We start from the raw sequence: 14,017 nt of genomic DNA on the forward strand, positions 1-14,017 counted from the left end.
CGCACCGGTCACCGTGTACGTGATCGTCTGACCAGCAGCAACATTGGTACCCGAGGCCGGATCCGCAGTCTTCGCGACCGTGAAACCCGGAACCAAGTGATTCGTCTCCACAGAAGGAGGAGTGATCTCCGGACCGGTCGGCGGCTTCGCAGTACCGGTGACCTTGTTGTTCAAGACTGTGCCCGCGGCAACGCCGTCGTTGACCTTCACCTCATAGGTGAGAACGACGGACTTACCGGCTTCGAGAAAACCAGTCCACGAAAGGGTGGTGCCCGACAGAGTCGGATCAGCAGCAGGAGCACCGTCGACGGTCGCCTTCAGCGAACCGGGAACGACAGCGGCGTTATTGAGAACCGCACCCAGATCATCGTTGATCTTTACCGGATCGAGCTTCGTCTTACCGGTGTTGGTTCCGGTGACGGTGTACTTGATCGACTCGCCGGCCTGAACCGTTGAACCGGAAATCGGATCAGCAGTCTTCTCCAGTTTGAAGCCGGGAACCGAGTGATTCGTCTCCACCGTAGGAGGAGTGATGTCCGGACCGGTGGGTGGCTTCGCAGTACCGGTGACCTTGTTGTTCAGAACCGTGCCCGCGGCAACGCCGGCATTGACCTTCACCTGGTAGGTCAGAACAACAGACTTACCAGCCTGGAGATTGGCGGACCACGACAAAATGCTGCCCGACAGGGTCGGAGCAGCGACAGCAGCACCGTCGACGGTCGCCTTCAGCGAGCCCGGAACGACAGCAGCATTGTTGAGAACCGCACTCAGATCGTCTTTGATCGTCGCGGGAGTTAGGGCCGTCTTGCCGGTGTTAGCACCGGTGACCGTGTACGTAATGGTATCGCCGGCCTGAACCGTCGAACCTGTCGCGGGCACAGCGGTCTTCGCGACCGTGAACCCGGGCATGGGATGCGTCGTGCAGAGATTGGTTGCAGGATCACATGTTGTGGGAGGAGTTGTTGTCCCCGGAACGAGGTAGTTGTTCAGGACTTTGTTACCACCGTCTTTGACCGTGACGGTGTAGGTGACTGTCCCTTTGCCGCCGGCTGGCAATGTGCCGCCGACTTTGATTTTGTCGGTGCCATTCAATGCAGCGGTGAGTCCGCCTGTAGCAGCACCGACCGCAACCGTTCCGTCATCAATGACGTCGGCAAGGAAGTCCGTGTAGTCGATCGTTGCCGGCGCAGTGCCGGGATTCTCGAAATTCAGAGTGTAGGTGATTGTTTGGCCGATATTGACCGTCTCACCGGTAGGTGGTGACGACGACTTCTTCACGAGAACCGGGGTATTGATGATCTTGCAGTACGCGTTGTCACCAGGTGCTAATGCTGTCTGCGCAACTCCACCAGCTTGAAGATTCTTGGCCACACCATTGACCTGGCAGTCCCACTTCGTCGCGTAGTTCGCGGTCTTGGTCGCCGAAGTAGTGGGCTTCTCCCAGAACGTGACGGGGGTAGGCGTCGTGTCAGCGAGGAGCATCCGCCAACCGGTGGACGCGGTGGTATCCGTAGCTCCGGTATCGGTGGTCTTGAGCACCTGTCCGCTCGCGGCATTTGCATCGGCGAAAGTACCGGTGCTTGTTCCGATGGTGAAGTCGTCGCCAGGACTGACTCGCGTAAGTTCCTTGTCGATCTTGACCCTCGGCAACAAGATGCCGAACGCAACACCCTGTCGGGACGTTGAATCCGTGGTGTTTCCGAAAGTGCCCGCGAAGGAAGTCGGCGCTGTCGCAGCCAGTACTACCGCTCCAGGTGAGTAATTCTTGCTGAAATCGTTGTCCCACCACGAGTCGCACCGAACCGAGTTCGTTCCCAACCCGGTCAGTCCATCGGCACCCCCGACCGTGCCGTTGCAGGCCCGAATCGGCGGCCATCCGGCAGTTCCGGGTATACCCATGGTGCGATCGATCTGACGGAAGCTCTTGTCCGACTGGAACGACAGGAATTCCTTGTTGTTTGCGGCAACAGGGTCCGTCGATTCGGCATCCGCCACAACAAGCCCGTAGTTGTTGACGGCTCCGTTGGGCCCATTCATCACGATATTGTCGAGCTTGACTGTTCCGCCGGACTGGACCCTCGTCGACCCGTTCATGTCCGGAACCGTTTGGTACAAAGCAGGCTTGACTGTGTTGGGAACACCCGTATACGCGACAGTGCCGAGCGACGAGAATTTCGCCTCGGCAGGCAAGGGACGCGCAGTGACGCCCGTATGCGGCTTTGTCGTGGATCCGTCGATCGAGTTGACCAGCTTGGCATTGAAGCTGATGGAGTAGATATCCGTCAGCTTGACCGTCATCGGCTGTCCAGCTGCTGAGGTTGCGGCAGCCTGGTTGAACGTCGACATATCGATCCAGCAGATGTTCTGCGAGAGATTGCCGGTGTTGGGCGCACTGAACGCACAGCCCGTGGGCGGTTGCTCGTCCGGCAGGACAGCAGCACGAGCCGGCGTCTGAGCCTGAACGGGACCGCCGAGCGTCGCGGCCGGCTGCGCTGATGCAGCTACTGCCGTCGCGCCGGAGAGGCCGAGAATCATCGCGATGGCGGTCCACACCACCGTCCACGCTCGCACCCAGGGCGGGAGCCCTGCGGTGAATAAGGCCGACCTTGTCGGCGGTATGTCGTTAGGCATTTCTTACTCCCCAGGATGTGCCTGATCGATGTTCGGTGGACGGAGATGCGAGAGCGCTGGCGCGAACTCCCGATTGATCGGTTGGTTCGGGTCGATCCGCCTGTTTTCGGCTGATCGACCTCACACCGGACGCTGTTGCCGGTCCTGTCATTCGAGCTCGTCTTCGGAAACACCTGCGTGTTGGAAGAGCCGCCCTGAACAGGACCTTGGCCCTCGAAATCCGTGCAAATCGAGAGCAACCTTCCAGTTATCTGGTTCAAGATAACAGATAACCGGGAGCTTGCCCATCGAAAGTCAGACAAAGCAGACCGATCGACGTTTTTGTTCGTAGATCGGACAAGCTTCGAGGAGCAGCGTTGTTCAAGCGGACAATTCAGCCCTCGGAGTACGGCACCGCTCCGAACGCGATGGCATTCGGCGTTTCCGCTGACCAGATCGGGTGACGACCAACTTCGAGGGCGCCAAGGAATCTGGACAAATGCCCAATATGGATAAGGCCTGTTGGATGCGCCACAGCGCCTCGAACCATGAGCGGGAACTCCGTACTGAATGGAGGCCGATCACCCGTGCGAGCACGTCGAAATTTTTCGAATTGATCCAGACCACACCCGGCGACGGCTGCCGGTAACGAAGTACTCCGGGGCTCCGATAATTGGATTGCGAGGTGCCATCTTCGACCGAAACCGAGCGGGCGCCTTCGAGCCAGACCCAACTTCAAGTCCGTTTTGTAGCTTTTCAATTGGAGCGGTCCTGCTCATTTTCTGCCATAGCTATCTTCTGATCCTGCTCAGCTAGTCGAAAGTTCAGCGACTGTGGCTACCACTCGGCAGAATTCTCGTAACTGGCGAGCAACAACCGGACTAACCGGCCAAGATTCGCAAGAGTGCCAAAAAGGGCCCTTCCGCGTTCCTCGAGACAAATGCCTCGAGGGCGAAAGGGCCCGAACCGGGCACCACGGAGCCAAGGGCCCCGCCGCAAGCTAGCTGCTGCCGAACCCCACACTGTTGGCGTAGCGATCGAAATCGCCCTGCGCTCCGCTGTAGACGTTGATATCAGTGTTTCCGGTGATCCCGGGGATGCGTCCGGTGCTGGTGTACTGCCAGAAGGTCCAGTTGGACCAACCGCCGGGCAGCGGGCCCGGAGCGTTCTGCCCGTTGTAATCGGCGATCCACAGCGGGTAGTGGTTGAACTCGGTGGTGTTGGCCATCTGAGTGCGCCAGAAGTTGGGATACGTGTAAATGATTGGCTGCCGCCCGGTAAGTGCCTGGACTGTATTCAGGTAGCGATGAGTCCAGTCGATGACCTGACCGGCGGGCAGTCCCTTCGCGTCCTCGAGATCCAGTACGGGCGGCAGGTCACCAGGTCCGTTGATACCCAGGACGATCGCCGAATAGAAGGCGGCCTGGGCTTCGGGGGACTGGCGAACATCTGCGTAGTGGTAGGCCCCGCGCGAGACGCCGGCAGCCCGCATGACCAGGCAATCCTGGATGAAGTACGGATTGACGTAGTTGAGCGACTCGGTGGCCTTGACCATCGCGAACTCGTGCCCTGACGCCTTGACCTGGAACCAGTCGATTCCGGTTCCGTCCACGTGCTGCCACGACGAGACGTCCGGGCCGCGGGGAGCGTCGGCAGCGGCGAGGCCAGGTGCCGTGATCGCGATGGCAGCTGCCATCGCGATCGGGGTGAGCTTGCCCAGTGTCCTGACGATCCGTCGCTCGACCATTTCCCGAGAGTAAGGTCGACTAGTCCGTTTTGTCCGCTAATTCAGGGAATGTTCACTCAACCGAGCCAATCGAGAACAGCCGCCGCGGTCCACGACTGTTGCATGCTGCCCAGCGGCTCACCGGTGAAAGGCTCGTAGTACTCGGCAAAACTGCCATCACTGGCCTGCCGCAACCCCTCCGAACGCAAGACGTGCGATCGCTCGGCCCACCCCCGACGCGCGAACGCCCACGAGAACAACCACGTGATCACCGGCCACACCGGGCCACGCCAATACTCCCGAGGACGGAAATCGCCGGAAACCGGAGACGTCGACGGTGGGACGGCAAATCGCATGTCCGGGTGACCACAGAATTTGGGCCCCTCGAAAGTACGCAACAGAGCGCGCTCGGCATCGCGGCTCAGGCCGCCACACAGCAACGGCGCAAACATCGCGATGGTCTCGGTATGAACCCATCGTCCGGTGCGAAGATCGAAATCCTTTGCTGCACCCGATCGTTCATCGGTGGTGGCAATTACGCCCTGCCGGAATCGATCTGCCCAACCGCGCAGATCACGGACGTCGGAGTTTGGTCGCGAATGCTCCTCACCGATAGTTGCCAAAACATCACATGCCATCGAGAAAACCGCACTGACAAACACGTCCTCCACGGCAAAACTCATGGCAGTGGCGAGTTGAGAATCCTCGTACCTCACGGCCTTCATCTCTTCGAGAAGCCAAAGGTAGCGGTCGTATTCGTGATCCGTGGGTCGCTGAGACAAGTCGGTCACCACAGCGAGATCAGCGCGCTGATACGCAGGCACTTGTCCCGCAACAACATTCGCGTACGCCAGATCCCATCGCGGAGAATTGTCCATCCCCGATTCCCACCCGTGATAGAGCGCGATGCGGCCGTTGCCGTCGAGATCGCGGGCCTCCGCCAACCAGCGGTGCCACCGAACCAGATCGCTCCAGCGCCGGTCGAGGAACTCTTCCGCGACCGCACGCGTCGTACGTCCGTGCCGACGCGAATGATCGAGAATCCGCTGCACCGCAATCGCGTGAACGGGGGGTTGAGTGATTCCCGATGTAGCTGTACCCAAAGGAGCATGAGCTGCCAACGCATTGACATCCCAACGCGTCGGGCCGGGGAAGTAGCCGTCGACACCGTTCGCGAACACGATGTGCGGAATCATTCCGTTCTTCCACTGAGCCGAGAGCAAGGTATCGAGCTCTACTACCGCCCGTTCGACGCTGAGCGGCGCCAAACCTACCGCGACGAACGCGGCGTCCCAGCTCCACATGTGGGGATACAGCTTCGGGGCAGCGCTGGTCATCGTGCCCAGGTCGTTTCCGCGCAGCAGGTAGGCAGCTCGGGCGGCGAGCTGAGTCGGGGTAAATCCGCGGTCGGCCATAGATGTCTATTTTGCGACGCGCGGCGCCTTTGCGCTCATCGAGCACTAATCGGGCGCCGTAACCGCGATAATGTGGCAACACCGTCAGGCGATCTCGAAGTGGAGGGCTTGTGCGCGAGAAGATCAAAGCACTGCTGTTCGACGTCCAGGGCACAGCGACCGATTTTCACAGCACCCTGTGCCGCGAGGCCCGTCGGATCACCGACGCCGACGTCGACTGGCCAAGATTCGTCAATCTCTGGCGCGCTGAGTACTTCGCGAACACCTCCGAGGCCGACGACTCCACAGGCGAATGGGTGACAGTACATTCGGTGTACCGCGAGGCTCTGCGCAAGCTGTTGGCCCGCGAGAGCATCGAACTTTCCGATGCCGAACAGGAAGAACTCACCACCGCCTGGAAATTCCTGGACCCGTGGCCGGACACCGTCGCAGGCCTGACAACCCTGCGCCAGCAGTACACAATCGCTGCCTTGTCCAACGCCGATGTGAATGCCGCAGTCAGCATCTCCCGGCACGGAAATCTGCCATGGCATGCCGTCTTCACCGCCGAAATGGCCGGTGTCTTCAAACCAGATCCGAAGATCTACCACCTGGCTGCTCGATACCTCGGGTTCGACACGGCCGAGATCATGATGGTTGCCAGCCACAAATATGACATCCGGGCGGCCAAAGCTCTCGGGTTCCGCACAGCCTTCATAGCCCGACCACTCGAATTCGGAGCCAGGGGCAATCCCGATGTGTCATTCTCCGACGAGTTCGACATCAACGCCGAGGACTTTCTGGATCTGGCAGCACAATTGGTCCACTGATGCCGTGCCTGCGCGTCGTTGCTGGTATTCCTACGTGAAGGAATATCGAAACGGACAGGCGGTTTGGATTTCATGGGCACCAAGGAAGACAGCGCTACCCGCGAACGCAAGGCCCTGCGGTACTCCCTCGTGGTCGCAACGGCGTTGGCTGTGCTCGCCGCATTCTGGGGCTGGATCTCGCAGTCCCAGGTGATCCTGCTCGACGGTGTGTACGCCCTCATCGGAATGGTGTTGACGGCGCTGTCGCTGCGGGTCTCGCGGATAGCCGACTCGGGCCCCACCGCACGCTTCCCCTTCGGTAAGGAGGCATTGATCCCGGTAGTCATCGCTGTCCAGGGCATGGCGCTACTGGCGACGCTCGCCTACGCCGCAGTCGAGGCAGTTCGTGTCATCCTCGCGGGCGGGGCCGACGTCACCGCGGGATCGCTGGTGGCATACGGCGCTGTCAGCGCAGTGGTGTCGATCATCATCTGGCGCTACGTCGGACAAGTCGACCGCACATCTGATCTGCTCGTCGCCGAAGCCAGGCAATGGGGAGCGTCGGCTGCCTTCAGCGCGCTGGTCGCAGTCGGTGCTGTCGTCGCAATGATCCTGGGCCGCACCGATTTCTCCGACGCCGACCGATATGTCGACTCCGTCTTGGTCCTCCTCGGCTGCGCGTTGTTAGTCCCGCAACCGTACGCACTTCTGCGAACCGCACTGATCGAACTCCTCGAAGGTGCTCCCGGCGAAATCGTTCAGGCCCGCGTGCACGAGGCCATCACCGCCGTCCGCGACGAATTCGGCTTGGACGAACCGACTCTCACCATGAGCAAGGTGGGTCGCAAGCTGTATATCGAAGCGACGTTCATGGTCGCGCCACACAGCTGGGACATCGACGGTGAAGACGCAGTTCGACGCTCGTTCGCCAACAGCCTCGCCGATCTCCCCTACGAACCATGGCTCAACATCGAACTGACCACAGATCCGGCGCTGATGCTCTAGAGGCGGAATCTACTCTCGAACAATAGAATCGCGACGGCCGGGCCCACCTCACCTTCTCGAAAACGTCCTTGACTCGAAAGTATGTTCGAGTATGATGGAAGGTGGAACGGGGGGTTCTCATGACGATCGACACCATCGACGACGCTGTCACTGCCGTGGTCAACAGCTCCGCTGTGGGTGTGCGCGGACGATTGTGGCGGCTGCACCCCAGCGACGTCCGCGAGATCGCCATCACCGCGTCAGCGGAAATCCTTCGCCTGGAAGCCATTCGAGTGGCCGCCGTCGACACCCTGACGTTGAACCCGGACGAACAAGTACTCTGCTACCGCGGCACCGGACAATGGCTCGCGAACCACACCATGCTGCAAATCTCCACCGGCAGAAGAATCGCAACCCTAGGCAAAGCCCTACGGTCATTCCCCGAGATCGAAGACCAATTCGACTCCGGCGACCTCACTTTCGAGCACGCAGCACTGATCGTGGCGTTCTGCGAATCCCCACCCAAAACAATGCCCGACGCCGCGCTACCGTACTGCCGCGACACACTCCTCGCGGCAGCATCCGGCGTCGAAGCAACCACCGTCAAACTGCGCTACGCCATCAGCGTCCTCGAGCACATGTTCGAATCCGACGACATACCACCAAGCGAAGACACCGATCGCAACGAACTGCGCATCTCCCCGACCCTCAACGGAAGAGTCTCCGTCCGAGGCGATTTCGACGGAGTGACCGGCGAGATGCTTCTCTCCGCCCTCTCCAGCCTCTCCATGCCCACCCCCGCCAAGGACGGCACACCCGACAAACGACCCGCCGCCACACGCAACGCAGACGCCATGGCAGAACTCATCCGGCGCTACCTCGACAACGCTGCCACCGGTATCGACGGCGGCCAACGCCCACACCTGAACGTGCACATCAACGCCAAAGACCTGGCCTACCACCGTGAATGCGCCTCCACCGCAGGCGACTCAACAGGCCGCACCACGACTACCGACCCGTCCGACCGTGACGACCTCGACACCCTGGACCTTGGCATGCCGGATCTCGACAAACAAGATCTCGATGTCGGCCACATGCCCTGGATGGGACCACTGAGCGTCGGCCGCACCCGCATGATCGCCTGCGACTGCATGCTCGGCGCCGTCCTCCTCGACGAAAACGGTGCCCCACTCGACGTCACCCCACTCAAAAGGCTTGTCACCGCGGCACAACGCACCGCCCTGATCGCCCGCGACAAAGGATGCGCCTTCCCCGGCTGCGACTGCGTCCCCGCCTGGACCGACGCCCACCACATCAAACACTGGGCCAAAGGAGGACCAACCATCATGGACAACCTGGTCCTGCTCTGCCGAACCCACCACACCCTGATGCACCGAAAACCCGGATTCACCGGACAATGGGAAATCCAGGTAGGCGCTGATCACCTGCCCTGGTTCATCCCCCCGCCGGGCATCGACCCCGACCAGAAACCCCGCCGCTCCACCACACGACGCTGAACCCGGAGGTCACCGAGCAAACGCCTCGGTGACCCATTCCGGCGTGCTCTCAATTGCCCGCCCACTCCAGAAGATTTTCGGCGGTCCACGTATTGATCACCCGATCCGCTTCGACGCCGCACTTTTCGGCCCGGTCACAGCCGTAGCCCTGCCAAGCCAGCTGACCGGGGGCATGGGCGTCGGTATCGATGGAGAAAAGACAATCGAGATCGCGGGCCAACTCGATCAAACGCGAAGGCGGGTCACGACGCTCCGGTCGGGAGTTGATCTCGACGGCGGTGCCTGATTCTCGGCAGGCCTCGAACACTTTCTCCGCGTCGAACTGCGACTCGGGCCGGGTTCCGCGAGCGCCCTCGACAAGACGCCCGGTGCAATGCCCGAGAATGTCGACACGCGGGTTTCGCACTGCAGCAAGCATTCTGCGGGTCATCGCCTCACGTTCGGACCGCAGCTTCGAGTGCACGCTCGCCACCACGATGTCGAGTTCGTCGAGTAGATCGGGATCCTGATCGAGTGAACCGTCTTCGAGGATGTCCACCTCGATTCCCGTGAGGATGCGGAAGGGAGCCAGTTCGGCATTCAACCCGGCTATCACGTCGAGTTGAGAACGTAGACGCTCCGCGGACAGCCCGTTGGCAACAGTGAGGCGAGGCGAATGATCGGTGAGGGCGCAGTAGTCGTGGCCGAGTGCTGCTGCGCGTCGCATCATCTCTTCGATGGGGCTTCCGCCGTCGGACCAGTCGGAGTGTGTGTGGAGATCGCCGCGCAGCGCTTGGCGCAATGGGCCGTCGCCGATGGGCTCGGCCTGCCCCCGCAGTTCCTCGAGATACTCGGGGACGCCGTCGTACGACTGGGCGATGATCATTGCCGTCTTGGGCCCGATGCCGGTGAGAGCCTTCCAACTGTCGGCCTTCCGGCGAGACTCCTTCTGCTCGTCGGACAATCCAGCAAAGACCTCCGCAGCTCGGCGATAGGCCTTGACGCGGTGCGTTTCAGCGCGTGATCGTTCGAGCCAGTAGGCGATCTCCCGAAGCGCTTCATCCGGTTCCATGAGACCACTGTTCCGTCAGCAGCGGCTCGCGGCAAGCCTTGATCCCCTTACGCTGTGAATATGGACGACCCGAGAGCACGATTTGAAGCCGCGCGGGTGGCTCACCTGGCAACGGCAGATGCGGCCGGCGTTCCGCACATCGTGCCGCTGGTATTCGTTTTGGTCGGCGACACCGTCTATTCCTGCGTCGACCACAAACCGAAGACCACCACCGCACTTCGCAGGCTCCGGAACATCACCGAGACGGGGCGTGCGAGCCTGCTCGTCGATCATTACGACGACGACTGGTCCGCGCTCTGGTGGGTCCGCGTCGACGGACGCGCGGAGGTCCTCGGCCCCGGCACCAAGGAGTCCGAGAGCGCAATCGATGCTTTGGCCGCAAAGTATCCGCAGTACGTAGATCACCGACCGCACGGACAGGTGATAGCCGTCCGCGATGTGGAGTGGTCGTCATGGTCGGCAGCAGCCTAAGGTTCTGTCCTAGTGTTCAAGGAGCGAAAGTGATTGCAACACTCTCAATTCGGGCAAATTGGCGGGGGATCGATGAAACGACGACAGTTACTTCAGCGCGCAGCCACAGGCCTGGCGCTGGTAGCGGGACCTCAGGTGATCGACATGGGTAGCAGTTCCGGAAGCAGCCAAGACGCAACAACCCCGTTGGATGAGCTGTTGCAAGTCGTTTCGCTCTCCCACGTGAACGACCCCGCGACCACGCCGATTTTTCCCGGCGATCCCGCGTTCACTCTCGACACAGCGGCAACCATCGCAGACGACGGCTACTACCTCCAGTACGTCAAGGAGGGTGAACACACGGGCACACATTGGGGCGCACCCGCGCACTTTCAGGAAGGTGGACTCACAGCCGACCAACTCGATCCGGCCGACCTCTTCCTTCCCGCAGTGAAGATCGACATCCTGGACAAGGCTGCCGCCGATTCGGACTATGCGCTCACGGTCTCGGACCTTCAGGAGTGGGAAAGGCGCAACGGCAAGATCCCCGATGGAGCGGCCGTAGTTCTCTGGACCGGTTGGGAATCGCGCTGGGGTAGCGAAGAATATGCCAATGCCGATGCCGAGGGTGTCACCCACCAACCCGGATTCTCGGTGGACGCGGCGCAGTGGCTGATAGACACCGGACGCTTGGGCACCCGCGGAGCATTGGGAACCGACACCTTCGGTCCCGACCTCGGAAACGACGAGACCTACCCCGTCTCGACGCTCCTGTACGACAAGCATCGAATCAGTCTGGAGAACTTGAACAATCTTGCCGCCCTGCCAACCACCGGGGCGAGCATCCTTGTCGGTGGCGCGATCAACAAGGCCGGATCGGGTTCACCGGCAACGATCTTCGCACTCTTACGGCGCTAGTCTTCGCGGCGATCGCAGTAGACGACAACGGCGCCCTTCCCGCTTCTCTTCGCCTCGTACATCGCCGCATCGGCTCGGCGGAGAAGAGCGTGTGCACTCAGCGGCTCGTCGGCTAACTCGAACTTCGCGACACCAACGCTCGCACCCACCGACACCGATGTGTCTGCAGTCTGATCAGAACTGAGCGCGTCGACGATCCGGTGGGCTACGACGACGGCGTCGTCGATCGGGCCCTGCAGAAGTACCGTGAATTCGTCGCCGCCGAATCGAGCGACAAATGCACTCTCGGGAACCGCTTCGCGCAGACGCGCCGTGAGGGCAACCAGTAACCGGTCACCGGCCGGGTGCCCGTAACGATCGTTGACCTGTTTGAAGTCGTCCAGATCGACAAGCATCAGCACCCAATCGGAGTTCGTGAGGCGGTAGTTCTCGATGGCGCTCGCGAAGTGTTCGTCGAATGCGGCCCGGTTGGCGAGCTCGGTGAGTGGGTCGTGATGCGCTCGGTACCGGAGCTCGTCCTGCGCAGCGGAGATCTGTTGGAGGAGCGCGTCGTTCTCGAGGAGCGTGAGTATCTGGCGCACCAGCGCGAGAACCAGCACGCCGACGCCGAGTATCACGACCACGGCATCGAGGTTGCCGACGATCAGTGCCTGAACAGTCACGATCGTCGCGATCACCGCGATCAACAGATACGGCAGCAGCAACTGAGTCCGATCACTTCGCCACTGCTGTGGCGCGTCGCGGTTCCGAGGCTCGGTTCGCTTCGTCAGCGCCGCCAAGGCGATCAAAGGCGGCCCCGCGATGAACCCGGCATCGGCGATGGTCGGCATACTCTCGGCGCCGATCGCCACCAAGTACGCGTACAGACTGTCCGAAAGGGAGAGCATCACCAACCCGCACCCGAGGAACGTCAGCGGTTCGCGGATCTCGGCAACGGCCTTCGGTCCGATGACCATCAGCAAGACCATCGCGATCAGAACGAAGTCGGTGATCGGATACATCACCGCGACAAGAAACCCGAGAGACCCTGTCGGACCGGTATGAACGACGGCACCCAGGGCGGTCGTCCACGTGAGGATGAACAATCCACCGACAACGACAAGCCCGTCGAGCGTCAGCACGAGCCAGAGATGGATCGGGCCGATCGCCTCACGCCGGGGAGACTCACGTACCAGCGACAGAAGCGCCGGTACGGCAAACACCGGGAACATGAAGAAACCGATGTCCGCGATCGACGGCGACGGAAGTGGTACGTGGAGAACTGAGCGGTAGAACGCCCAGAAGAACATTCCGAGGGTCCAGCCGGCCATACCGAGAGCCATCAGAGTTCGCCAACGACGCTCGACTCCGTGATGGCGCCGCGACGTCCACCAACAGACCGCAGTCGCAGTGGCGCCGCCGACGAGCTGGGCGACATCGTCCACCAGAACCGAGGTTCGTGGGCTGAGCAGCCCGGATCCGGCGAGGACGATGACCGCAACAACGACGCCGAGAACCAGCCACGTGCGTCGTGCTCGGAACTGCGTCATCGAAGGGCCCATCGGTGTTCAAGGCGTCACCACCGATTGTCTTGCAGCCGGCATCGTTGCGGCCGGAATGTTCGTGGTGACGAATGCCCGTACGAACCTACCCGATTTGGTAGCGGATTGTTAACTGGACGAACGATCAAGACCGCCCGTCAAGCCACGGCGCTGTATTCCGCTCGGGTCCTACGCCGCTGCGAAGTCCATTTCGCGATGACCCCCTGCGACGGGCTGAACAGGTACACCAGGGCGAATACGATGCCCTGCGTCATCACAACCATGCCCCCGGAAGCTGTGTCGAGGTAGTAGCTGACGTAGATACCCGTAATCGCGCAGATTGCGGAAACCACCGGAGCTATCACCAGCATCCGCGAGAACTTGTCAGTGAGAAGGTAGGCCGTCGCGCCGGGGATGATCAGCATCGCCACCACCAGCACGACTCCGACAGCTTGCAGCGCCACAACGGACGTGAGTGCGAGGACGCCGAGTAGCAGCGCTCCGAGACGCTTAGGCGAAAGACCTATCGCGTTGGCATGGATCGGGTCGAAGGCAAACAACGTCAGATCGCGACGCTTGAGCAACAGAATGCTCAACGCCAACGCGCCGAGTATCGCGACCTGCAGAAGATCGGACGAGCTCACCCCCAGCAGGTTGCCGAAAATGATGTGGTTGAGATCGGTCTGGCTGGGGGTCACCGAGATGAGAACCAAACCGAACGCAAAGAGAGTCGTGAAGACGATACCGATCGCGGCGTCTTCCTTGACGCGGCTGGTGTTACGGATCAGTCCGATCAGTGCGACGGCGATCAGCCCGAAGATCAAGGCCCCGATGGCAAATGGAGCGCCGACGACGTAGGCGAGGACAACACCGGGCAGGACAGCGTGCGAGACGGCATCGCCCATCAGTGACCACCCGATGAGCACCAACCAACAACTGAGCACCGCGCAGACAACCGCCGCCACAACCGCAACGGCCAACGCGCGCACCATGAATCCGTACTGGAGAGGATCAAGTAGCAATTCAACGAGGTTCATC

General features: G+C 61.2%; 11 protein-coding genes. 5 read left to right on the top strand and 6 right to left on the bottom strand.

Going from position 1 to position 14,017, the window contains the following annotated elements:
• The 3 genes from QMA15_RS02510 to QMA15_RS02520 form a co-directional block, all read right to left on the bottom strand.
• On the bottom strand, nucleotides 1–2,631 hold a 2,631-nt coding region (locus QMA15_RS02510; RefSeq protein WP_290283638.1), incomplete at its 3' end, for an isopeptide-forming domain-containing fimbrial protein.
• A 979-nt stretch (nucleotides 2,632–3,610) separates the two neighbouring features.
• Nucleotides 3,611–4,357 carry a glycoside hydrolase family 25 protein gene (locus QMA15_RS02515; RefSeq protein ID WP_003942452.1) on the bottom strand — a complete coding sequence of 249 codons (747 nt, stop codon included), beginning with the start codon at nucleotides 4,355–4,357 and terminating at the stop codon, nucleotides 3,611–3,613.
• Between the two features lie 56 nt (nucleotides 4,358–4,413).
• Complete coding sequence (locus QMA15_RS02520) at nucleotides 4,414–5,751, bottom strand: glycogen debranching protein (RefSeq protein WP_019746148.1); 1,338 nt, start codon at nucleotides 5,749–5,751, stop codon at nucleotides 4,414–4,416.
• 110 nt (nucleotides 5,752–5,861) lie between these two features.
• Here QMA15_RS02520 and QMA15_RS02525 point away from each other — a divergent pair, with 110 nt between their 5' ends.
• The 3 genes from QMA15_RS02525 to QMA15_RS02535 all read left to right on the top strand — a co-directional run bounded on the left by QMA15_RS02525 (nucleotide 5,862) and on the right by QMA15_RS02535 (nucleotide 9,040).
• The gene (locus QMA15_RS02525) at nucleotides 5,862–6,560 is read left to right on the top strand and encodes a haloacid dehalogenase type II (RefSeq protein ID WP_020909815.1); all 699 of its coding nucleotides are present in this window, start codon (nucleotides 5,862–5,864) and stop codon (nucleotides 6,558–6,560) included.
• Nucleotides 6,561–6,632: 72 nt separating this feature from the next.
• Nucleotides 6,633–7,544 carry a cation transporter gene (locus QMA15_RS02530; protein WP_020909816.1) on the top strand — a complete coding sequence of 304 codons (912 nt, stop codon included), beginning with the start codon at nucleotides 6,633–6,635 and terminating at the stop codon, nucleotides 7,542–7,544.
• Between the two features lie 119 nt (nucleotides 7,545–7,663).
• Nucleotides 7,664–9,040 carry an HNH endonuclease signature motif containing protein gene (locus tag QMA15_RS02535; protein WP_279163298.1) on the top strand — a complete coding sequence of 459 codons (1,377 nt, stop codon included), beginning with the start codon at nucleotides 7,664–7,666 and terminating at the stop codon, nucleotides 9,038–9,040.
• 49 nt (nucleotides 9,041–9,089) lie between these two features.
• Here the strand turns inward: QMA15_RS02535 and QMA15_RS02540 are convergent, their stop codons facing one another.
• Nucleotides 9,090–10,091: a PHP domain-containing protein gene (locus QMA15_RS02540; RefSeq protein ID WP_019746152.1), complete on the bottom strand. Its 1,002-nt coding sequence runs from the start codon at nucleotides 10,089–10,091 to the stop codon at nucleotides 9,090–9,092.
• 60 nt (nucleotides 10,092–10,151) lie between these two features.
• Here QMA15_RS02540 and QMA15_RS02545 point away from each other — a divergent pair, with 60 nt between their 5' ends.
• Both QMA15_RS02545 and QMA15_RS02550 read left to right on the top strand, forming a co-directional pair.
• Nucleotides 10,152–10,562: a TIGR03668 family PPOX class F420-dependent oxidoreductase gene (locus QMA15_RS02545; RefSeq protein ID WP_020971441.1), complete on the top strand. Its 411-nt coding sequence runs from the start codon at nucleotides 10,152–10,154 to the stop codon at nucleotides 10,560–10,562.
• Between the two features lie 144 nt (nucleotides 10,563–10,706).
• Nucleotides 10,707–11,459: a cyclase family protein gene (locus QMA15_RS02550; RefSeq protein WP_279163537.1), complete on the top strand. Its 753-nt coding sequence runs from the start codon at nucleotides 10,707–10,709 to the stop codon at nucleotides 11,457–11,459.
• Here QMA15_RS02550 and QMA15_RS02555 read toward each other — a convergent pair.
• Nucleotides 11,456–12,988, bottom strand: a complete 1,533-nt coding sequence (locus QMA15_RS02555; RefSeq protein WP_070796767.1) for a GGDEF domain-containing protein — start codon at nucleotides 12,986–12,988, stop codon at nucleotides 11,456–11,458. The two genes, QMA15_RS02550 and QMA15_RS02555, sit on opposite strands and share 4 nt — an antisense overlap.
• A 149-nt stretch (nucleotides 12,989–13,137) precedes the next feature.
• Nucleotides 13,138–14,016, bottom strand: coding sequence for a metal ABC transporter permease (locus tag QMA15_RS02560; RefSeq protein ID WP_070796664.1), 879 nt, complete (start codon nucleotides 14,014–14,016; stop codon nucleotides 13,138–13,140).
• Nucleotide 14,017: the final 1 nt, after the last annotated feature.

The organism is Rhodococcus sp. APC 3903 (assembly GCF_030407755.1).
GTDB classification, from domain to species: domain Bacteria; phylum Actinomycetota; class Actinomycetes; order Mycobacteriales; family Mycobacteriaceae; genus Rhodococcus_F; species Rhodococcus_F erythropolis.

Excerpts from the sequence above, each read along its gene's own strand:
- QMA15_RS02515 (WP_003942452.1), bottom strand. The coding sequence starts at position 4,357 with ATGGTCGAGCGACGGATCGTCAGGACACTGGGCAAGCTCACCCCGATC.
- QMA15_RS02555 (WP_070796767.1), bottom strand. The coding sequence starts at position 12,988 with ATGACGCAGTTCCGAGCACGACGCACGTGGCTGGTTCTCGGCGTCGTT.
- QMA15_RS02545 (WP_020971441.1), top strand. The coding sequence starts at position 10,152 with ATGGACGACCCGAGAGCACGATTTGAAGCCGCGCGGGTGGCTCACCTG.
- QMA15_RS02550 (WP_279163537.1), top strand. The coding sequence starts at position 10,707 with ATGGGTAGCAGTTCCGGAAGCAGCCAAGACGCAACAACCCCGTTGGAT.
- QMA15_RS02530 (WP_020909816.1), top strand. The coding sequence starts at position 6,633 with ATGGGCACCAAGGAAGACAGCGCTACCCGCGAACGCAAGGCCCTGCGG.
- QMA15_RS02520 (WP_019746148.1), bottom strand. The coding sequence starts at position 5,751 with ATGGCCGACCGCGGATTTACCCCGACTCAGCTCGCCGCCCGAGCTGCC.
- QMA15_RS02535 (WP_279163298.1), top strand. The coding sequence starts at position 7,664 with ATGACGATCGACACCATCGACGACGCTGTCACTGCCGTGGTCAACAGC.
- QMA15_RS02540 (WP_019746152.1), bottom strand. The coding sequence starts at position 10,091 with ATGGAACCGGATGAAGCGCTTCGGGAGATCGCCTACTGGCTCGAACGA.
- QMA15_RS02560 (WP_070796664.1), bottom strand. The coding sequence starts at position 14,016 with ATGAACCTCGTTGAATTGCTACTTGATCCTCTCCAGTACGGATTCATG.